A 21,543-nucleotide genomic window follows, 5' to 3' on the forward strand; every position below is an offset into this window, starting at 1 on the left:
GGGGTAGTGCAGCTCATGACTGGAAGACCGCCATGAACCAATTCGCTATCCTTTACGCAGATCGATTCATCCGGCCTTCCGTGTAATTACTCAACCCGCCTTGAACACGGAAATCCTGACACCCCCGATATTTCCTCAGGATATCAACGAGTCGAACGATTTCCAGCGCGGTTTGACGGCAGGGGATCACGGCGTTTCGTTGCGATGCTTGCCGGAATCGCGCGTTGCGGCGACAGCGATCTATCGCACCCGTACCGTTCTTACGCAAGCCGGGGCCGGCGGCTCACCGTTATCGCCGCGCTCTCTGTAGGGGACGACCTCCACGGACATCTGCTCGCGCCAGAAGATCTCGGAGATCCGGCGGCCGTGCTCGCCGTAGTGGGTACGATGATTGAACCCCATCGACTCCAGTGCTCCAGTGAATTGCGCGAAATTCGGCTCGCATGTCGTCAGCGGCGCAGCCGGCATTCCGGGAATCGGATCAAAGCCCAGTTCTACGCGCGTCCCCCTTCCATAGACCACGAACCGCTGGATACCGACCGCCCAGTTACCGGGCAGGCGCTGGCCGTAGCCGAAGCTGTCTTGATCGATCGCGTGGGTCTGCACGCCGAAGCTGCGGTGCACCGCGTCGGGTGTCATGTCGGTAACCTGATTGCTAATCCGAATCAGCTCCAGCATGCCTTGCAGCGCCTGCGTGACGGTCAGGCTCGCCGGGCTTCGCGATTCGACGTGCGACGCCCCGCTACCGTCGGGTGGGGCATCCGCCGATTGCCCATGTGCGCCGCCGAACGGCAGGCACAGGCTCAATGCCGTCACGACGGCCAAGGGGCTGACGAATCCGTGCCTGGTATGAGCGGTTGAAACGACGTGAATTCTGTTCTTGGTCTGCATCACGCTGGATCCTTGTTGTCGTCGAGCAAAGCAACGATGTTCATTCCCCGTGCCCGTCCCGCGCGGCGTTGTGACGACATTGTCGACAATCTCGCCGACGTAATGGCGTCACTTCGTGGTGCGCGTCGACATCAATACGCTGTCACGGCACCGGACGACGCGAGTGTCCACTGAAACTTCTCAAAAAATCGACCTTCCCGTGTACGTCGTCAACCACTCCAGCGCCAGCGTCCCCGCCAACGAGTTCCCGTTCGCATCCAACCCTGGCGCCCACACGCACACCGCCATCTCCCCCGGCAGCACCGCGACGATCCCGCCCCCCACGCCGCTCTTCGCCGGCAACCCGACCCGATACACGAAATCGCCGGCCGCATCGTAGGTGCCGCAGGTCAGCATCAGCGCCGACAGCCGCTTCGCGGAACTCGAATCGACGATCCGCTCGCCGGTCACCGGCGCGACCCCGCCGTTCGCGAGGAACAGCGCGGCGCTGGCGAGTTCGACGCAGTTCATCTCGATCGCACATTGGCGGCAATACGCGTCGATCACGGTATCGGGCGGCATCTGCATGTTGCCGAAGCTCGCCATGAAATGCGCCATCGCGCGGTTGCGCTCCGCGTGCTGCAACTCCGACAGCGCGACGCGCGAGTCGTAGTCGATGTCGTTCGCGCCGATCAGCCGCCGCACGAACTCGACGAGCGCCGTCTCGGCCTTCACGAAGCGGCGGCACAGCACGTCGGTGACGACCAGCGCGCCCGCATTGATGAACGGATTGCGCGGCTTGCCGCGCTCGCTTTCGAGCTGGACCAGCGAGTTGAACGCGGTGCCGGACGGCTCGCGGCCGACCCGTTCCCACAGTTCGTCGCCCAGCAGCTGGAACGCGAGCGTGCACGCGAACAGCTTCGAGATGCTCTGGATCGAGAAGCGCTCGTGCGCATCGCCGACCGTGTAAACGTTTCCGTCGAGCGTCACGACCGCCATCCCGAACTTGTCGGCGGGCACTTTTGCGAGTTCGGGAATGTAGTCGGCCACCCGGCCCTGGCCAATCCAGGGGGCGAGTTCGGTGTGGATGCGTTCGAGAGTCGTCTGGTAATTCATCGCGTCAGGCAGGGTAGAGGCACGGCCGGATTCCGGCGAGCCCGTATGGAACCGTCCCGGCGCCGATTCGTCAAGCGCGGGCCGAATCGCGCCCTTATTTTCAAGACCGGCAAACAGGCAAGCGGCGGGCGCAGTATCATGCGGTACGTTTCGGCCGATGGCCGGCGTCCGGCACCGGCCGGCGCCGCCGCGGCTTCCCCGATGATCCGACCGCTGCCCATGTCTTTTCGCATCCTGCTCGTCGAAGACGACACCCGCCTGTCCACGCTGATCGCCGGCTACCTGCGCAAGAACGACTATGAAGTCGACACTGTGCTGCATGGTGACGCCGCGGTGCCGGCGATCCTGTCCATTCGTCCCGATCTCGTCATCCTCGACGTGAACCTGCCGGGCAAGGACGGCTTCGAAATCTGCCGCGAGGCGCGCAAGCAGTACGACGGCGTGATCATCATGGTGACCGCGCGCGACGAGCCGTTCGACGAGCTGCTCGGCCTCGAATTCGGCGCGGACGACTACGTGCACAAGCCGGTCGAGCCGCGCATCCTGCTCGCGCGGATCAAGGCGCAACTGCGCCGTGCGCCCGCGCGCGCGGCCGAGAGCACCGCGCCGCAGCCGGAGCGCTACGCGTTCGGCAAGTTCTCGATCGACCGCACCGACCGCACCGTCGTGCTGCCCGACGGCAGCACGCCCGATCTGACGTCGGCCGAATTCGACCTGCTGTGGGCGCTCGTGTGTCATGCGGGCGAAGTCGTCAGCCGCGACGATCTGATGCTGCAATTGCGCGGCGTCGAATTCGACGGCCTCGACCGCACGATCGACGGGCGCATCTCGAAGCTGCGCCGCAAGCTGCGCGACGACGCGAGCAACCCGCAGCGGATCAAGACGATCCGCAGCAAGGGTTATCAATTCAGCAAGCACGCGTGGGAATGACGCCGCGCTCGCGCGACGCCGTCACGTTCCGCGCGGGCATTCCGCCTGCCGGCCGGGAGCCGCGATGATCCGACGAACCCGTTCGCACCCCGATGCACCGCCGCTGCCGACGCTGCGCTACGTCAAGTGGCGCTGGCTGCATTTCCGTCGCGCGTGGACCGACACGCGCGCCGACCGCATTCCGAGCTGGTCGCGCCTGTACGTGCGCACCTATCTGCATCTGCTCGGCCTCGTGCTGCTCACCGCACTGGTGCCCGCTCTCGCGCTGTGCGTCGAATTGTCGCCGCAGGTCGTGTGGCATGCGTTCGACTCGTTGCCGGGCGACATCTGGATCGTGCTCGCGTTCGTGTTCACCGCGCCCGCGCTCGCCGCGTACCGGTGGATGCGGCCGGTCTGGTCGGATCTCGTGATGGTGCGCGAGCGGGCGATCGACTTCACCGGCGGCCGCTTCAACACCCGCGCGCGCGAATCGCACAGCGTGATCATCGGTCCGCTCGCGCGCACGCTGAATGCGCTGGCGATGCGCATGGAGCGGCTGATCGCCGCGCAACGCGATTTGACGAACGGCATCTCGCACGAACTGCGCACGCCGCTCGCGCGCGTGCGCTTCGCGCTCGAAATGTTGCGCGAACCGGGCTCGGCGGCCGAATACCAGGGCGCGCTCGAGAGCATCGCGCAGGACGTGACCGAGCTCGAGGAACTGATCGACATGAGCCTCACGTATGCGCGGCTCGAATACAGCTCGCTGCAGTCGAACCTCGAGTCGACCGCGCCCGTCGCATGGTTCGAGCATCAGGTGAACGACGCGCAGCTGCTGTATCCGGAGCGTGCGATCGAGTCGCGCATCGCGATCGCGTCGGATTTGCGCGTGAAGATGGACCGGCGGCTGATGTCGTATGCGATGCGCAACCTGTTGCGCAACGCGAGCAAGTACGCGAAATCGCGGATCGTCGTCGGGATCTCGCTCGTGCACGGCAACATCGGAATCTTCGTCGAGGACGACGGCCCCGGCGTGCCCGAGAGCGAGCGCGAACGGATCTTCGACGCGTTCGTACGCCTCGACCGCCGCACCGGCGGTTACGGGCTCGGCCTGTCGATCACGCGGCAGGTGCTCCACGCGCACAACGGCCGGATCGCGGTCGTCGATCCGGTCGAGCTCGGCGGCGCGCGGTTCGAGATCAGCTGGCCGGTCTAGCGATACGCGGCAAGCGTCCCGAGCCTCGCCGCAACAACGGCACGACAGCACGCAGCCGCGCGCGCCGGACCCGGTGCGTCGCCGGCCTTTCCCGCCATACCTTCCCCGTATCGATGCCTTCCTGCACCGCGAGCGCGTGACGATTCGTTTGCCACGGGGGCGCGCTTTGCATTACGATTGCAATTGCAACTATATGGGTGGCCGATCCGTGACGGCGGACGCGGGCGCCCCGCGACGCAGCAGTGAAGCCGGGGCCGCCACGATGGCCGTCCCCTTGTTCATGCATTCCTGTCCGGGTCACACATCATGCGGCTTTTGAATATCGTGTCTTCTCCCCGCGGCGCGAAGTCGGCTTCGATCGCGGTCGCCAATGCCTTTATCGATGCGTACCGGCAGACGGGCGCCACGCTCGACGTCGATACGTTGAATGTCTGGGAGGAGGATTTGCCGGACTTTGACGGCGACGCGATCGGCGCGAAATACAAGGGCGTCGCCAACGTGCCGATGGACGAGGCGGAGCAGTCGATCTGGCGACGAATCCAGTCCCTCGTGAAGCGCTTTCAGGAAGCGGACCGGATCGTCGTCGGCGTGCCGATGTGGAATTTCGGCTATCCGTACAAGCTCAAGCAACTGATCGATCTCGTCAGCCAGCGGAACATGCTGTTCACGTTCGATGGCACTGCCTACGGCCCGTTGCTGGAGATTCCGCGCGCACTGGCCATCCATGTGCGCGGGCAGGGCGAGGCGGCCGGCGCGGGACGTGCGGGCCATCCCGGCTTCGGGCATCAGGCCGATTACATCGAATTCTGGCTGAAGTTCATCGGCGTGGACGAGGTCAGAAGCTTGACCGTCGAACACACGTGGCATGCGAGAGCGCACGAAAGCATCGAACGCGCGCAAGCGCGTGCGGTCGCGATGGCCGCCGATTTCTGATCGGGAAACACGCCGGCGCGACGGCCGCACGGATGCCGCCGCAGCGGCATCCGCGCATGCTCAATAAGTCCGGCCGAGCTGCAGGTAGACGTTGCGTCGGCCGCCGGGGGCGAGCGCCACGCCGATGTAGACCGGCCCGAACGCGGTCGACAGGCTCGTGAAGAACGTATAGCTCTGCTTGAGCGCGCCGCCGCCGATCTTCTCGCCGGCGGCCCACACGTTGCCGACTTCCGCGCTGGCGCCGATCGACAGGGCCTTGATCGGCGACGCGTTGAACGTCATCAGCTGGTTCATGTACGTCACGTTGCCGTATGCGAGCTCGTTGCCGTTCAACTGGTCGGCCGCATAGGCGGCCAGATGCTGGAAGCCGCCGAGCGTGAAGTTGAACGCGTTGATCAGGTTGGTGCCGCCGATGCTCTTGCCGCCTTCGATCGTCGCGCTGATGCTGTGCCGGCCGAACTGTTGCGCGATCATCGCCTTGCCGTAGATCTCCGTGTACGGCGTGTTGGAGATCGCATCGTCGAATTCCTGCGCCGACTGGCTGTTGTGCGACAGCAGCGAGCGTTCGACGCGGAATTCGGTGTAGTAGCCGTGACGCGGGAACATCGGATCGTCGAGCTGATCGATGACGAGCCGCGCACGGGCGATGAGCGCCTGCGACGTGAAACTCGGCCACAGCAGCGTCGAGCTGCTGCCGTCGTCGGCCGAGAACGGCAGGTTGTAGTTCGGCGAGCCGTGCCCGGTCGCGTAGCCGAGGCCGATCCGGAAGTCACCGAGACGCCCGATCGGCAAGCCGAGGTCGAGCCCCGCGCGCGCCGTCTGCATCAGGTACTGGTTCAGCTTCACGTCATTGCTGTTGTCGTACAGGTTCGCATAGCGACGCTGGTATTCCGCGTACGGCGACAGGTACACGCCGTATGCGGCCGGCAGCGGCTGGCGCAATTCGACGCGCGCCGACTGCAGGTCGCTGCCGATCGTCGTGTCCGCGCGGAATTCGAGCCCCGATTCCGTGAGCCACGGCCGCCGGTAGCCGACGTGCAGGCGGAAGCCGCCTTCGTCGGTCGAACTGCTCGACATGCCGAGCCCGAACAGCAGGAAGTTGGGCCCCCAGTACTTCTCGCGCGCGTCGATCTCGAGCACGTTGTCGTCGCCGCGGCTCACGATCTGCTGCGTGACGCTCTCGAAGTTGCCGCCCGTCGTGAGTCCGAGCAGATCCTGGCTGACGGTCTGCGGATCGTAGATGTCGCCGGGTTTCACGTGCAGCGCGTTGCTGACGACCCGCTTCGGCACGCCGCCGCTGGTCTTGATGTCGATGCGCGTGATCCGGATCGGTGGCGGCAGCGGCTGCGCGTGCGCGGACCGGTACGCCGCGTACTGTTCCGGCGTGAGCGCGAAACGCCGCAGCCTCGGCAGCGCCGCGGTCGCGGCGGCCTCGCCGGCGGCGATCGCCTGCTTCGCGTTCTGGAAATCGGTGAACGCGAGCGAGCCGAGGTCCGGCGTGAGCAGCACGTCCTGCGCGTCGAGTTGCTTGCGCTGCGCGGTCACGTTCTGGCGGATCAGGATGCCGACCATCTGCTGCATCACGTCGGCCGGCGACGCGAGCGCGTCGAGCGGGCGCAACTGCGAGCCGATGTCGACGGCGATCACGACGTTCGCGCCCATCTGCCGTGCGGTGTCGACGGGCAGGTTGCTGACGAGGCCGCCGTCCACGAGCGCGCGCCCGTTGATCTCGGCCGGCGCGAACAGGCCCGGCATCGCCATGCTCGCGCGAATCGCGAGCGGCAGCGAGCCGTGGTCGAGCACGACCATCTGGCCGGTCTGCAGGTCGGTCGCGACCGCGCGATACGGGATCGGCAGGCGGTCGAACGGCTGGTTGGTCGGCACGGCGGCCGTCCAGTTCGCGAGCAGCGCCTGCAGCCGGTTGCCCTGCACGAGGCCGACCGGCGCCTTGACGCCTTTCTTGCCGAAGCCGAGCGTCAGTCCGTTGATGTACAGGCGTTCGTCCTCCCGGCTGGTTTGCGGCAGGTCCGCGCGGTCCGTCACGTCGAACGCGATATCCGCGAGGTTCACTTCCGACAGCCGCTTCTGCATTTCGTCGGCCGCCATTCCGCTCGCGTACAGGCCGCCGACGACGGCGCCCATGCTGGTGCCCGCGATGCAGTCGATCGGGATCCGGTTGTCCTCCAGCACTTTCAGGACACCGAGGTGTGCGTAGCCGCGCGCGCCGCCGCCGGACAGCACGAGGCCGATCGACGGGCGGCCGGCCGGGCCGCCGTCGGCCGAGCAGGTGTGCGCGGATGCAGCGGGCGTGGCGGCCGCCGGCGCGTTGGCCGCCGCGGCGACGGCCTGGGCGGCGGCGGATTCGGTGGCCGGCAGCGGTTGCGCGGCGACCGTGCAGCACCAGAAGGCAACGAGCGTCGTGCAGAGCGGGCGCACCGGCGCCCAGCGGAAGGAAACGGTCGCTGTCATGGTGAAAATACCTGGCGTGATCGTGCGTCTGACGCCTGCCGGGAGCAGGCAAGACCGAGAGATTACCGTGTTTTACAGGCCCAACGCGAGAGGCTGTTGCGTAGCCGGACGGGCGCGGAATGCCCGTTTCGGCAATTTCGTCGCGAAAAAATCATGGGAATTGCCTAAAGTATCGGAATGATTTGCCGCTAAGCTCGTGATGGGGCGGCATGGACGCGCGGCAAAAAAGTGCGGCGCGGCCGTCCCGGCCCGTTCCCTCACCAAGGTTTGATATGTCGACACCGCTGTTCGGAAAGTTGTTTGCGCAACCCGTTGCGATCGACCCGGGAACGGCGAGTACGCGGATCTATACGCACGAACGCGGCGTGGTGCTGAACCAGCCGTCGGTCGTCTGCTTCCGCAAGGGCGGCGCGAGCGACGCGCGGCCGACGCTCGAGGCCGTCGGCGAGCTCGCGAAGGCGCTGGTCGGCCGCGAACCGGGGCACCTCGAAGCCGTGCGGCCCATGCGGCACGGCGTGATCGCGGACGCGCACGCGGCCGAGCAGATGATCCGCAGCTTCATCGACATGTCGCGCACCCGCTCGCGCTTCGGTCGCCGCGTCGAGGTCACGTTGTGCGTGCCGTCCGACGCGACGGCCGTCGAGCGCCGCGCGATCCGCGAGGCCGCGTTCGCGGCCGGCGTATCGGAGGTCGAACTGATCGAGGAATCGCTCGCGGCCGGGCTCGGCGCGGGTTTGCCGGTGACCGAGCCGGTCGGCTCGATGGTCATCGACATCGGCGGCGGGACGACCGAAGTCGCGGTCATCGCGCTCGGCGGCATCGTCTACCGCGAGGCGATCCGCGTCGGCGGCAGCCAGTTCGACGCGGCGATCGTCAACCATGTCCGCAACCTGTACGGCGTGCTGCTCGGCGAGCAGACGGCCGAGCACGTGAAGAAGACGATCGGCTCGGCCACCAGCGCGGTGCCGCGCACGTCCACGCGCGCCGTCGGTCGCAGCATCGGCGACGGCCTGCCGCGCTCGGTCGAGCTGTCCAACCACGACGTCGCGGACGCGCTGGCCGCGCCGCTCAAGCAGGTCATCGGCGCGGTGAAGTCGGTGCTGGAAAACGCGCCGGCCGAACTCGTGACCGACATCGCGCATCGCGGCGTGGTGCTCACCGGCGGCGGCGCGCTGCTCGCCGATCTCGAACGCCTGCTGTACGACGAGACCGGGCTGGTCGCACGGATCGCCGATGAGCCGGCCACCTGCGCGGTACGTGGCGCGGGCGAGGCGATGGGGCGACTCGCGATGTGCCCGGCCGACTGACCCGGGTGCCGGGTTCGCGTCGCGACGCGGCGCATCCTTCACATACTTTCGATCTCCCGATGGCCGGCCTGCGTGGCCGGCATCGGTTCGTCGCATGGACAGGCGCGAGCGCGCCGTGCTAGCGTGACGCGCCCATTCGGGGCGGGCCGGCCGATGCGCGCGGCGATACCTGAGAGAGACCGACTACCTTGAAATATCGAACCAAACGGGGCTTCGCGGCCCGGGCCGGCCGCGTGCTGGCCGTCGTTGCGTGCGTCTGGGCCGCGGCCGCTGGCGCGATCGTCGTCCATGGCATGCGGATGCCGAGCGATCCGGCGGACGTCGCCGTGATCTTCGGCAATGCGCTCGACGAAACCGGCGCGCCGAAGCCCGTGCTCGCGGCCCGGCTCGATGTCGGCGTGCGGTGTTACCGCGCGGGGCAGTGTCCGGCGTTTCTGGTCAGCGGCGCGATCGACGGCCCCGGGCTGAACGAGGCGACGGCGATGCGCGACTACCTCGTCGCGCGCGGCGTGCCGGCGGACCGGATCGCCGTCGACGACCAGGGCGACAACACGCTCGCGACCGCGCAGCATACGCTGGCCTACCTGCGCACGCACCGCCTGTCGCGCGTGCTGATCGTCAGCCAGTATTACCACCTCGCGCGGGCGCGCCTCGCGTTCGAGCGCGTCGGCATTGCGCGGTCGACTATCTCCGCCGCCTATCCGCGCCGCTTTCAGTGGCGCGATGTCTATTCGAGCTGGCGCGAGGTGCCGGCCTATGCGGTGTATGCGGTGCGGCTGTGGGTGAATCCCGATGCGCGGCCGGTTTCGTTTCGGCCGATGCTTTATCTGATGAGCCTGTTTTCGTGACGCGGCAGCCGCGGCGGCACATGCTTCCGGCCGCGTTGCAACGGTGTTTCAAGACGAAAATCGAAGCAATTCCGGGGATTGCTTGAAAATCCGGATTCCTCTGATGATTATTGACGGCGCGGATTATCCATTTCCTGATCCGGCAGGGTAAAAATATTGCACTGCAAGATTCGCGTATAACGCATCACGACGATATATCAGCGTTTTCACGGATGCGGCGCGTCCGATATCTTTGCGAAAAACTTGAAACAAGCCGGTGAAAGACCTGCCGGTCGTTATTTGATGAGCGCCTTCCGGTGAGTAAAAAGTACATGTGCGTCGGCCCTTGATCCGATGGGAAAACATCGACTGGAAAACGGGTTGAGTTTGATATAGCCTTGTCTGATAAAAGCAGGGCAGTAATCAAATCAACAGAAAGTCGCTGCAAAAAACAGGGGCCGCCATCATGTCATTCGACTAGTTTCGACTTGCATTCCCGGTCTGGCTAAAAATTCATCCATGAATAAACCGACATCGCGCCGCGATTGCCGGAGCGGACGCTTTCATCCGTGATTTTCTGCTGTGCGTCACCCTGTGTGGTCGCAATACCAATACCAAGGCCGAAATCAATAACGAGGGAAAGCATGAATACTGCGCGTTCGAAAAAGGCGAGTGAACCGTTCCCGAGACTGTTGTTGCCCACGGGTGTTTTCCTGGCACTGTCCGGCGCGGGTATCGTGCCCGCTCATGCAACTTGCAACCAGGCGGGCACGACGGTGAGCTGTTCCGGCGTCGCGAACCCGCTGGCGCCGAGTTTCTCGAGCAACCTCAACAACATCAACGCGACGGTCAACCCCGGTGCGAGCGTCGGCGTGCTGCTCGGCGTCGGCGGCACGGCGATGTCGCTGACGGGCAACAACACCACGCTGACCAACAACGGCACGATCGACCCGTCGGCGCTCGGCTCGGGGCTCGGCGTGCTGTCGAGCGGCGCGGTGATCGGCAACGCGGCGGCGAGCTCGGTCAACGTCACCAACAACGGCGTGATGAACGGCTCGACCGGCGTGGCGATCAGCGGCGTGACGGGCATGGCGCTGTCGGTCCAGAACGGCCAGGGCGGCACGTCGACCATTACGAACACCGGTTCGATCGGCTCTTCCGCGCTGGTCGGTGCGACGCTGATCGGCGCCGATGCGCCGGTGGTCGCCGCCTACGGCGGCGGCACGGTCAACATGACGAACAGCGGGACGATCAGCGGCCGCGTGTCGTTCGGCTCGAACAGCGCGCCCGGGGGCGGCAATACGTTCACCAACTCGGGCGTGATCAACGGCAGCGTGTCGATGGGCGCGAACAGCACGAACACGTTCAATGCGATCACGGGCTCGCAGGTCAACACGGCGGGCGGCACCGGGGGCGCGTTCAACATCACGGTCGGGGCGAACACGCTCAACGTCGCGCAGACGGGCATCGTCGACGGCGGCGCGGGCGGCAACAACACGCTCAACCTGCAGCAGGGCGCTTCCGCGAACGGCACGATCGCGGCCAACAACTACATCAACTTCAATCACCTGAACGTCCAGGGCGGCAACTGGACGATCAACGGCGCGTCCACCGCGCAGGACGCGACGCTGAGCGGCGGCGTGGCGATCATCAACGACAACGCGTCGTTCGGCACCGGCAACATCACCGGGAACGGCGGTGCGTTGCAGGCGGGCACGGCGGCGCTCAACGTCTCTAACAACGTGTCGCTCGGCGTGGGGGGCCTGACGGTGCAGGGCACGACCGGGCTGACGCTGTCCGGTACGGTGTCGGGTGGCGGTGCGCTGACGAAGAACGACGGCGGCACGCTGACGCTGTCCGGCGCGAACAGCTACACGGGCGGCACCAACCTGAACGCCGGCGGCCTGGTGATCGGCAACAATTCGGCGCTCGGCATCGGCACGCTGAACGTGAACGCGTCGGCGTCGCTCGACACGAGCACGAACGTGACGCTCGGCAACACGGTCAATCTCGCCTCCGGCTCGACGCTGTCGATCGGCGGCAGCAACAGTCTCGGGCTGACCGGCGCGATCAACGGAAGCGGCGGCCTCGTGAAGAACGGCGCGGCGACCACGACGCTGAGCGGCGTCAATACGTATACGGGCGGCACGACCATCAACAGCGGCACGCTCGCGCTGAATGGGGCCGGCAGTCTGTCGGCGACCGGCACGGTCAACCTGACCGGTGCGGGTGCAACGTTCGACGTGAGCGCTGCGTCGGGCGCGCAGACGATCGGCTCGCTGGCCGGCGCGGCCGGCACGAACGTGAACCTCGGCGTCAATTCGCTGACGCTCGGCGGCACCGGCAATGCGACCTATGCCGGCACGATCGGCGGGTCGGGCAGCGTGACGCTGTCGGGTACCGGCGTGCAATCGCTGACGGGTACGAACGTATACACGGGCGGCACCAACCTGAACGGCGGCAACCTCGTCGTCGGCAGCAATACGGCGCTCGGCAGCGGCGCGGTGAACGTGAACGGCTCGTCGACGCTCGACGCGACGACCAACGTGACCCTTGCAAACGGCGTCAATCTCGCGACGGGCACCACGCTGACGCTCGGCGGCGGCACCGATCTCGGCCTCGGCGGCGTGATTGCCGGTGGCGGCGGTCTCGTGAAGAACGGCGCGGCCGCGCTGACGCTGAACGGCGCGAACAATTACACCGGTGGCACGACGCTGAACGCAGGCAGCCTCGTGCTCGGCAACGGCTCCGCGCTGGGCACCGGTGCGCTGACCGTCGGCGGCGCGGCGACGCTCGATACGAATGCGAGCCTGTCGGTCGGCAATGCGATCGGTCTCGGCACGGGCGCAACGCTGACGCTCGGCGGCAGCAACGCACTCGGATTGAGTGGCGCGATTTCCGGTACGGGCGCGCTGGTGAAGAACGGCGCGTCGACCACGACGCTGACGGGGGCGAACACCTACACCGGCGGCACGACGATCAATGCCGGCACGCTCGCGCTCGGCGCGGGCGGCAGCCTGTCGTCCACGGGTACGGTGAATCTGGTCAATGCGGGAGCCGCGCTCGACATCAGCGCGGGCAGCGCGCAGTCGATCGGCGCGCTGTCGGGCGGCGTCGGCACGAGCGTGAGCCTCGGCGCCAACGCGCTGACGCTGGGCGGGACTGCGAGCGGCACGTTCAGCGGCACGATCGACGGCACCGGCAGCCTGACGCTGGCGGGTACCGGCACGCAGACGTTGAACGGCGCAAATACCTATACCGGCGGCACGAATCTCAATAGCGGCAGTCTGGTACTCGGCAACAACGGGGCGCTCGGCTCCGGCGCGCTGAACGTCGGCGGGGCGGCGACGCTCGATACGAATGCGAGCCTGTCGGTCGGCAATGCGGTCAATCTCGGCACGGGCGCCGCGCTCACGCTCGGCGGCAGCAACAACCTCACGCTGGGCGGCGCGATTTCCGGCGCGGGCAGCCTCGTGAAGAACGGCGTGGCCACCACCACGCTGACCGGCGCGAATACTTACACGGGCGGCACGACGATCAACGCGGGGACGCTGGCGCTCGGCGCGAGCGGCAGTCTTGCATCGACCGGTGCGATGAATCTCGCGGGCGTCGGTGCGACGCTCGACCTGAGCGGCGCAGCGGGCGGCCAAACGCTCGGCGCGCTGTCGGGTGTCGCGGGAACGAACGTCAACTTGGGCGGCAATGCGCTGACGTTGGGCGGTACGGCGAGCGGCACGTTCAGCGGGGTGATCGGCGGCTCGGGCAGTCTCACGTTGTCGGGCACCGGCACGCAGACGCTGAACGGCGCAAATACCTATACCGGCGGCACGAATCTCAATAGCGGTGGCGTGGTGCTCGGCAACAATACGGCGCTGGGCACCGGCACGGTGAACGTGGGCGGCGCGGCGACGCTCGATACGAACGCGAGCCTGACGGTGGCCAATGCGGTCAATCTCGGCACGGGTGCGGCGCTCACCTTGGGCGGCAGCAATGCGCTCGACCTGAGCGGTGCGATTTCCGGTGCGGGCAGCCTCGTGAAGAACGGCGCGGCGACGACCACGCTGACGGGCGCGAACACGTACACGGGCGGCACCACGATCAACGCCGGCACGCTGGCGGTGGGCGCGGGCGGAAGCCTCGCGTCGACCGGCGCGATGAATCTCGCGAGTGCCGGCGCGACGCTCGATCTGAGCGCCGCGACGGGCGCACAAACGCTCGGCGCATTGTCGGGCGTCGCGGGCACGAACCTCAACCTCGGTGGCAACGCACTGACGCTGGGCGGGACCGCCAGCGGCACGTTCAGCGGTGCGATCGGCGGCACGGGCAGCCTGACGCTCGCGGGCACCGGCACGCAGACGCTGTCCGGCGCGAACACCTATACGGGCGGCACGACGATCGGCGGGGGCAGCACGCTGGCGCTCGGCGCGGGCGGCAGCCTTGCGTCGACCGGCACGGTGAACCTGGCCGGGGCCGGGGCGACGTTCGACCTGAGCGGCGCATCGGGCGCGCAGACGATCGGCGCACTGACCGGTGCGGCCGGCACGAACGTGAACCTCGGCGGCAACGGGCTGACGCTGAGCGGCAACGGCAGCAACACGTTCGGCGGCGCGATCGGCGGCGCCGGCGGCCTGACGCTCGCCGGCAGCGGTACGCAGACGCTGACGGGCGCGAACACGTATACCGGCGGCACGACGATCAGCGGCGGCGGCACGCTGGCGCTGGGTGCGGGCGGCAGCCTCGCGTCGACCGGCGCGGTGACCCTCGCCGGCACGGGTGCGACGCTCGATCTGAGTGGCGCGACGGGCGCGCAGACGATCGGCACGCTGGCGGGTGCGGGCGGCACGAGCGTGAATCTGGGCGCGAATGCGCTGACGCTGAATGCCACCACCAACGGTACGTTCGGCGGTGCGATCGGCGGGACGGGCGGTGTGACGGTCGCCGGCACGGGCACGCAAACGCTGACGGGCGCGAACACGTATACCGGCGGCACGACGATCAACGGCGGCAGCACGCTCGCGCTCGGTGCGGGCGGCAGCCTCGCGTCGGGGGGCGCCGTGACTCTCGCGGGCGCGGGCGCGACGTTCGACGTGAGCGGCGCGACGGCCGCCCAGACGCTCGGCACGCTGACCGGCGCGGCCGGCACGAACGTGAATCTCGGCGCGAATGCGCTGACGTTGAGCGGCAGCGGCAACGGTACGTTCGGCGGTGCGATCGGCGGGACGGGCGGCGTGACGTTCGCCGGCACGGGCACGCAAACGCTGACGGGCGCGAACACATATACCGGCGGCACGACGATCAACGGCGGCAGCACGCTTGCGCTGGGAGCCGGTGGCAGTCTCGCGTCCGGTAGCACCCTGAATCTCGCGGGCACGGGTGCGACGTTCGACGTGAGCGCTGCGAGCGGCGCGCAAACGATCGGTGCGCTGTCAGGGGTGGGCGGCACGAACGTGAATCTCGGCGCGAATACGCTGACATTGAACGGCAGCGGCAACAACACGTTCGGTGGCACGATCGGCGGGACGGGGGGCGTGACGCTGGCGGGCACCGGCACGCAGACGCTGACGGGGGCGAACACGTACACGGGCGGCACGACGATCCATGGCGGCAGCACGCTTGCACTCGGCGCGGGAGGTAGCCTCGCGTCGACGGGCGCGGTGAATCTTGCGGGCACCGGTGCGACGTTCGATGTGAGCGCCGCGACCGGTACGCAAACGATCGGTGCGCTGTCCGGCGCGGCCGGCACGAACGTGAATCTCGGCGCGAATGCGCTGGCGCTGAACGGCACCGGCAGCAGTACGTTCGGCGGCACCATCGATGGCTCGGGCAGCGTGACGGTGGCGAGCGGCACGCAGGTGCTGACCGGCGGCAACACGTACACGGGCGGCACCACGATCGCCGCCGGCGGCACGCTGCAACTCGGCAACGGCGGCACGTCGGGCAGCGTGGCCGGCAACGTCGTCGACAACGGTGCGCTGATCGTCAATCAATCCGGCAATGTGACGATCGCGAGCGTGCTGTCCGGCACCGGCTCCCTCACCCAGGTCGGCAGCGGACAACTGACCCTGACCGGCGCGAGCACGCTGAGCGGGCCGACCACGGTCAGTGCGGGCACCCTCGCCGTCAACGGTTCGCTCGGCCAGTCGACCGTCACCGTGCAGAGCGGCGCGACGCTGACGGGCACCGGCACGGTCGGCGGCCTCGTCGTGCAGAACGGCGCGACGGCGGCTGCCACGCAACCGGGCGCGGCGCTGAACGTGGGCGGCAACGTCACGTTCCAGCCGGGTTCGACGTTCCAGGTCGCCGCCACGCCGCAGCAAAGCGGCAGCCTCGCGGCGAGCGGCACGGCGACGCTGAACGGCGGCACCGTGCAGGTGCTGGCGAACCAGAGCGGCTACCAGCCGAGCACGACGTACACGATCCTCAGCGCGTCGTCGGGCGTGCAGGGCGCGTTCACCCAGGTGAGCGCGAACTACGCGTTCCTGACGCCGACCCTCAGCTACGACCCGGGCCACGTGTACCTGCGACTGGTTCAGAACGGCACGTCGCTGCCCGACGTCGCGACGACGCCGAACCAGCGCTCGGTCGCGACCGCGCTGGGCGGGCTCGGCGCCGGCAATCCGCTGTACGACGCGGTGCTGACGACCGACGCGCCCACCGCGCGCCGCGCGTACGGGCTGCTCGACGGCGAACTGCAGGCGAGCCTGAAGAGCATGCTGCTGCTCGACAGCCGCTATGTACGCGACGCGGTGACCGATCGTGTCCGCCAGGGTCTCGCGCCCGGATCGGGCCCGCTCGCGGCCCTGTCGTCGGGCGGCGCCGCGCTGTGCGGCGACAACACGGCCGGCGTGGCCGACCCGACGCTGCCGCCGGAACGCCGGATCGGCTCGCGCGACGGGTGCTACGGTGGGACGCCGTATCAGCCGGTCGTCTGGGGGCAGGCGTTCGGCGGCCGCAGCCGGCTCGCCGGCGACGGCAACGCGTCGACGATCAACCGCAGCATGACGGGCTTCATCGCCGGCGCCGACATGGCGCTCAACGACAAGTGGCGCGCGGGTCTGGCGGCCGGTGTCACGCACAGCTCGCTCGACAACGACCAGAGTTCCTCGGCGGCGGTGAACAGCTACTACCTGTCGCTGTACGGCGGCGCGCAGTACGGCGCGCTCGGCGTGCGCGGCGGCGCGTCGTACACGTGGTACCGCATCAACAGCGACCGCTATCCGGGCTTCGCGGGCTTCTCCGATCACGACTCGGCCGGCTACAACGCGAATTCGGCGCAGGTGTTCGGCGAAGTCGGCTACGCGCTGCCGGTCGGGCCGGTCGCGATCGAGCCGTTCGCGGGCCTCGCGTACGTGAACCTGCATACCGACGGCTATACGGAAACCGGCGGCGCGGCCGCGCTGCGCGCCGGCGGCGAGACGACCCACGTCGGCTTCTCGACGCTCGGCCTGCGTGCGGCGTCGCAGCTCGGCTCGATCGCGAGCGGCACGTTCACCGCGCGCGGGACGGTCGGCTGGCGGCATGCGTTCGGCAACGTGCGGCCGTCGTCGGCGTTCACGTTCGCGAATGGCGGCACGTCGTTCCAGGTGTCGGGTGTGCCGATTGCTCGCGACAGCGCGGTACTCGAAGCCGGCATCGACGCGAACGTCACGAAGCGCCTGACGCTCGGCCTCACGTACAGCGGCCAGTATGGCAGCGGCGTGCGCGACAACGCGATCCTCGGCAACATCCTGTGGAAATTCTGACCGGCAACTGACGTACCCGTCCGCGGCGCCCCGCGACGCAGCAACGTCGCGGGGCGCCGCGGCCGTTTCGTCGCTGCGCACGTGCCCGGTTCTGGCCTATCCTGTGCGAAACACGCGACGCGCGCCGCGCGTTGCGCCTCGACACAGGAGCATCGATGCCGAATCACGCCGAAGCCACGACGACGCAGGCGCCGCAAGTCGCGCCAGTTGCCCCGACCATCGCGTCGGGTCCCGCCTTCATCGCGCCCGAAGCCGATCAGCAGGTTCTCGCGCGCAACAACCAGTACGTGCTGAAATCCGGTGACGCGTTCGTGGTCAGCGACGCGCTCGGTGACATCGGCGGGCATGACGACGGCCTGTTCGTCGACGACATGCGCGTGCTGTCGAAATGGCGCCTGACGTTCGGCGGCCGCGCGCCGTCGCTGCTGTCGGGCGCGACGAGCGCCGACAACGCGTCGTTCACCGCGCACCTGACGAACCGCCCGCTGCCGCCGCTCGGCGGCCACGAGACGCCCGAGGGCGTGATTCATATCGAGCGCATGCGCGTGCTCGCGGGCGACGTGCTGTACGAAGCGCTGACGCTGACGAACTACGGCGCGAGCGAAGCCGAGGTGCCGCTGTCGCTGTCGTTCGCGGCCGATTTCAAGGACATGTTCGAAGTGCGCGGCACGCAGCGGCCGAAGCGCGGCACGGTGGGCGCGCCGCGCGTCGACGCGGGCGCGGTGCGGCTGCGCTACGACGGCCTCGACGGCGTGGAGCGCAACGTGACCGTGCATTTCTCGCCGGCGCCCGACGCGCTGTCGGTCGATCGTGCGGACTACACGCTGACGATCGCCGCGCAGGCGTGCGTGTCGATCTACCTGACCGTCGATGCGACGCTCGGGCCCGAGCAGGGCGAAGGGCCCGGATGCGGCCGCGTCGCGCTGCGTACCGCGCTGGTCGGCGTGCATCGCGAGATGCGGGCACGGCGCGAGTCGATGGCGCGCGTGAACACCGGCAATCCGCTGTTCGACGCATGGCTCGATCGTTCGCTCGCGGATCTCGGGCTGCTCACGACGCAGCTCGACACGGGGCCGTACCCGTATGCGGGCATTCCGTGGTTCTCGACGCCGTTCGGCCGCGACGCGATCATCACGTCGCTGCAGATGCTGTGGCTGCAGCCGTCGCTCGCGCGCGGCGTGCTGCGTTTTCTTGCCGAGCATCAGGCGCGCGAGACCTCCGCGTTCCGCGACGCGGAGCCCGGCAAGATCATGCACGAGTTCCGCCGCAGCGAGATGGCCGCGACGGGCGAGGTGCCGTTCGCGCTGTACTACGGCGGCGTCGATACGACTCCGCTGTTCATCGTGCTCGCGGGCGCCTATCTCCAACGCACCGGCGACGATGCGCTGATCGACGAGCTGTGGCCCGCGCTCGAGCGCGCCGCGCAATGGGTGATCGACAAGTGCGACCGCAATCCGTACGGACTGCTCGATTACCAGCGCACGTCGGAGCGCGGCCTCGCGAACCAGGGCTGGAAGGACAGCCACGATTCGGTGTTCCACGCGGACGGCCGTTTCCCGGACGGGCCGATCGCGCTCGTCGAAGTGCAGGCCTATGCGTGCGCGGCGCTCGACGCGATGTCGGCATGCTCGCACCGGCGCGGCCATGCGGCCGACGCGACGCGCTACGCGTTGCGCGCGAAGACGCTGCGCGATCAGGTCGATGCGCTGTTCTGGATGCCGGAAGGCGATTTCTACGGGATCGCGCTCGACGGTCATGGCGAGCTGTGCCGCGTGTTCGCGTCGAACGCCGGCCACCTGCTGGCATTCGGGCTGCCCGACGCCGAGCGCGGCGCGGCGGTCGCCGGCGTGCTCGGCTCGGCGCTGTTCCAGACGGGCTGGGGCATCCGCACGCTCGCGGCCGGCCAGCCGCGTTTCAACCCGATGGCGTATCACAACGGCTCGGTGTGGCCGCACGACAATGCGCTGATCGCGCGCGGTCTCGCGCGCTACGGCGACAAGACGGCCGCGGTGAATCTGCTGCGCGCGCTGTTCGAGGCGGCGGTGAGCTTCGAGATGCGCTTGCCGGAGCTGTTCTGCGGGTTCCCGCGCCGGCGCGGCGAACCGCCGACCGCGTATCCGGTGGCCTGCCTGCCGCAGGCGTGGGCGGCCGGCGCGCCGTTCATGATGCTGCAGGCGTGCCTCGGCGTGAGCATCGACGCGTCGCGCCACGAGGTGCGCGTCGAGCGCCCGGCCTTGCCGGAAGGCGTCGACTGGCTGCGGATCGACGCGCTGCGCGTCGGCGACGAAACCGTATCGCTGACGTTCCGCCGTGTCGACGGTCAGGTCGTCGCGGCGGCGGAGCAGCCGGGCCGCGTGAAGGTGGTCGCGGTACTGTAGCGGGGCGCAACGTTGCGCGATGTCGCGCCACGTTCGCGCGCAGCGGCATAGAATCGTGACATGACCCTTGAACGATGGCGGAGGTAGACGATGACGACCGACAACCGGCCCGACGACGGCGAGCACAAGCTCGAGAATCTGGAAGCGGCGGTCGACCACCTGCACAAGTCGATCGAATCGCAGAGCATCGCGGTCGGCGCGGCGAAAGGCATCCTGTTCAGCCTGATCGAAACGCTCGGCGCACTGATCGGCGATCCCGACCTGCCCGAGCATGCGCGTTCGGGCTACGAAGCGTTGCGCGACAAGGCGAGCGAATTGCGCGGCGGGCTCGACCGCCATTGATGCACGGGCGGCGCGGGCGCTGCCCGATTTGGCAGACGCGGCACAAAACCCCGTGCGCTCAACCAGTTAGGTGCCCGATACGCAGGATATCCACAAGTTTGCCAACACAATCTGTGGAGAACCGCCCGGCCGCCGGCCGGGTGCGTCGCGGGTGCGTGGCGAGCGGTTCGACAACCGTTCCGGTGCCACACCATTGACCGGTCAAGGTCCGTGGATCGAATCCCCTTGTGTATCAAGATGTTACGCGTCCGATCTGATGGATATCCACAGGCTTGCCAACAAAATCTGTGGACAACTCGCAATCGATTGCGTCGCAGGGGTTGAGGATCCGGCCGGAATGCGACCAGGGCACGAAGCCCGTGCGCAAAGGCTGCCCGCGCCGTGCACCGGCACGCTAATGCGTGCGCGATCAAGGGCTTAGGCGCCAGGTACCCAGGATATCCACATCCTTGCCAACACTTTCTGTGGACAAGCGGCGTTATTCGACGGGCGCGGCGCCGGCCGCCTCGGCCACGATCCAGTCGCGAAAGAGCGTCATCGCGGGCGTCAGCGGTTTCGACTTCAGCGACGTGAGCCAGTAGCCGCCCGCGCGCACGTCGATGTCGAGCGGCCGCGCGAGCTGGCCGAGCTGCAGTTCGCGCGCGAACATGCACGCGGGCGCGAGCGCGACGCCCGCACCCTGCATCGCGGCCTCGACCATCAGCCGGGACGAATCGAACACGGGTCCGTTGACGGCCCACGGTTCGAGCCGTGCGGCGTCGAACCAGCCGAGCCATTCGTCGGTGCGGTACGAGCGCAGCAGCGTTTCGTTCGCGAGATCGGCCGGCCGCGCGAGGCGCCGCGCGATCTCCGGCGTGCACAGTGCGGTGAGTGGCGCATCGAGCAGCCGCTCGTTGCGCGTCGCCGGCCAGTTGCCTTCGCCGAAACGGATCGCGAAGTCGAGGCCCTCGGCGGCGAGGTCGACGACATTGTTGTTGGTCCGCAGCCGCAGCTCGACGAACGGGTGCGTGTCGCCGAACTGCTTCAGCCGCGGCATTAGCCAGCCTAGGGCAAAGGTGCCGACGACGCCGAGCGTCAGCACTTCGTGGAAACGCCCGCCGTCGAACTGCTTGAGCACCGTTTCGATGCGGCTGAACGCGTCGCTCAGCACCGGCAGCAGCGCGCGCCCTTCGTCGGTGAGCCCGAGGCCGCGCGGCAACCGCGTAAACAGCGTACAGCCGAGCCGCTCCTCGAGCGAGCGCACCTGCTGGCTGACGGCGGCCTGCGTCACGCTCAGCTCGAGGCCGGCGCGCGTGAAGTTCAGGTGGCGCGCCGACGATTCGAACGCGCGCAACGCATTGAGCGGAAGATGAGGGCGGAGCTTCGTCATAAGAATTTCTTTTGTCAGCGCTCAATTATCGTTGCTTGTCAGGCAACCGTAAAGTCTCGATAGTG

13 protein-coding genes are annotated in these 21,543 nt (G+C 67.9%); 8 read left to right on the forward strand and 5 right to left on the reverse strand.

What is annotated here, in order from left to right:
* Positions 1–240 precede the first annotated feature (240 nt).
* A complete protein-coding gene (locus MMB92_RS18085) occupies positions 241–891 on the reverse strand; it encodes a hypothetical protein (RefSeq protein ID WP_277562841.1) in 651 nt (216 codons plus the stop codon).
* Between the two features lie 180 nt (positions 892–1,071).
* A complete protein-coding gene (locus MMB92_RS18090) occupies positions 1,072–1,986 on the reverse strand; it encodes a glutaminase (RefSeq protein ID WP_058903396.1) in 915 nt (304 codons plus the stop codon).
* Between the two features lie 219 nt (positions 1,987–2,205).
* On the opposite strand from MMB92_RS18090, the gene MMB92_RS18095 reads away from it, so the two are divergent.
* The 3 genes from MMB92_RS18095 (at position 2,206) to MMB92_RS18105 (ending at position 5,044) form a co-directional block, all read left to right on the forward strand.
* The gene (locus tag MMB92_RS18095; RefSeq protein WP_006498855.1) at positions 2,206–2,916 is read left to right on the forward strand and encodes a response regulator; all 711 of its coding nucleotides are present in this window, start codon (positions 2,206–2,208) and stop codon (positions 2,914–2,916) included.
* A gap of 64 nt (positions 2,917–2,980) precedes the next feature.
* Positions 2,981–4,111 (forward strand): ATP-binding protein, encoded by a 1,131-nt coding sequence (locus MMB92_RS18100; RefSeq protein WP_006483159.1) that lies wholly within the window; start codon positions 2,981–2,983, stop codon positions 4,109–4,111.
* A 306-nt stretch (positions 4,112–4,417) separates the two neighbouring features.
* Complete coding sequence (locus tag MMB92_RS18105; protein ID WP_006483167.1) at positions 4,418–5,044, forward strand: NAD(P)H-dependent oxidoreductase; 627 nt, start codon at positions 4,418–4,420, stop codon at positions 5,042–5,044.
* A gap of 60 nt (positions 5,045–5,104) precedes the next feature.
* On the opposite strand, the gene MMB92_RS18110 is transcribed toward MMB92_RS18105, so the two are convergent.
* Positions 5,105–7,513, reverse strand: a complete 2,409-nt coding sequence (locus tag MMB92_RS18110; protein WP_048986884.1) for a patatin-like phospholipase family protein — start codon at positions 7,511–7,513, stop codon at positions 5,105–5,107.
* Between the two features lie 272 nt (positions 7,514–7,785).
* On the opposite strand from MMB92_RS18110, the gene MMB92_RS18115 reads away from it, so the two are divergent.
* Together MMB92_RS18115 and MMB92_RS18120 are read left to right on the forward strand one after the other, a co-directional pair.
* Complete coding sequence (locus MMB92_RS18115) at positions 7,786–8,820, forward strand: rod shape-determining protein (protein ID WP_006498859.1); 1,035 nt, start codon at positions 7,786–7,788, stop codon at positions 8,818–8,820.
* A 188-nt stretch (positions 8,821–9,008) separates the two neighbouring features.
* The gene (locus MMB92_RS18120; protein WP_048989341.1) at positions 9,009–9,668 is read left to right on the forward strand and encodes a YdcF family protein; all 660 of its coding nucleotides are present in this window, start codon (positions 9,009–9,011) and stop codon (positions 9,666–9,668) included.
* Between the two features lie 484 nt (positions 9,669–10,152).
* On the opposite strand, the gene MMB92_RS18125 is transcribed toward MMB92_RS18120, so the two are convergent.
* Positions 10,153–10,350 carry a hypothetical protein gene (locus MMB92_RS18125; RefSeq protein ID WP_077209982.1) on the reverse strand — a complete coding sequence of 66 codons (198 nt, stop codon included), beginning with the start codon at positions 10,348–10,350 and terminating at the stop codon, positions 10,153–10,155.
* On the opposite strand from MMB92_RS18125, the gene MMB92_RS18130 reads away from it, so the two are divergent.
* The 3 genes from MMB92_RS18130 to MMB92_RS18140 all read left to right on the forward strand — a co-directional run bounded on the left by MMB92_RS18130 (position 10,292) and on the right by MMB92_RS18140 (position 20,109).
* On the forward strand, positions 10,292–17,389 hold the full coding sequence (locus tag MMB92_RS18130; protein ID WP_277562842.1) for an autotransporter-associated beta strand repeat-containing protein: 7,098 nt from the start codon (positions 10,292–10,294) through the stop codon (positions 17,387–17,389). The genes MMB92_RS18125 and MMB92_RS18130 overlap by 59 nt on opposite strands.
* A gap of 155 nt (positions 17,390–17,544) precedes the next feature.
* On the forward strand, positions 17,545–19,767 hold the full coding sequence (locus tag MMB92_RS18135) for an amylo-alpha-1,6-glucosidase (protein WP_212203373.1): 2,223 nt from the start codon (positions 17,545–17,547) through the stop codon (positions 19,765–19,767).
* Between the two features lie 90 nt (positions 19,768–19,857).
* A complete protein-coding gene (locus MMB92_RS18140; protein WP_006482135.1) occupies positions 19,858–20,109 on the forward strand; it encodes a hypothetical protein in 252 nt (83 codons plus the stop codon).
* A gap of 478 nt (positions 20,110–20,587) precedes the next feature.
* On the opposite strand, the gene penR is transcribed toward MMB92_RS18140, so the two are convergent.
* A complete protein-coding gene (gene penR / locus MMB92_RS18145; RefSeq protein ID WP_006491626.1) occupies positions 20,588–21,478 on the reverse strand; it encodes a beta-lactamase transcriptional regulator PenR in 891 nt (296 codons plus the stop codon).
* Positions 21,479–21,543: the final 65 nt, after the last annotated feature.

This window comes from Burkholderia sp. IO2 (genome assembly GCF_029522185.1).
GTDB classification, from domain to species: domain Bacteria; phylum Pseudomonadota; class Gammaproteobacteria; order Burkholderiales; family Burkholderiaceae; genus Burkholderia; species Burkholderia cenocepacia.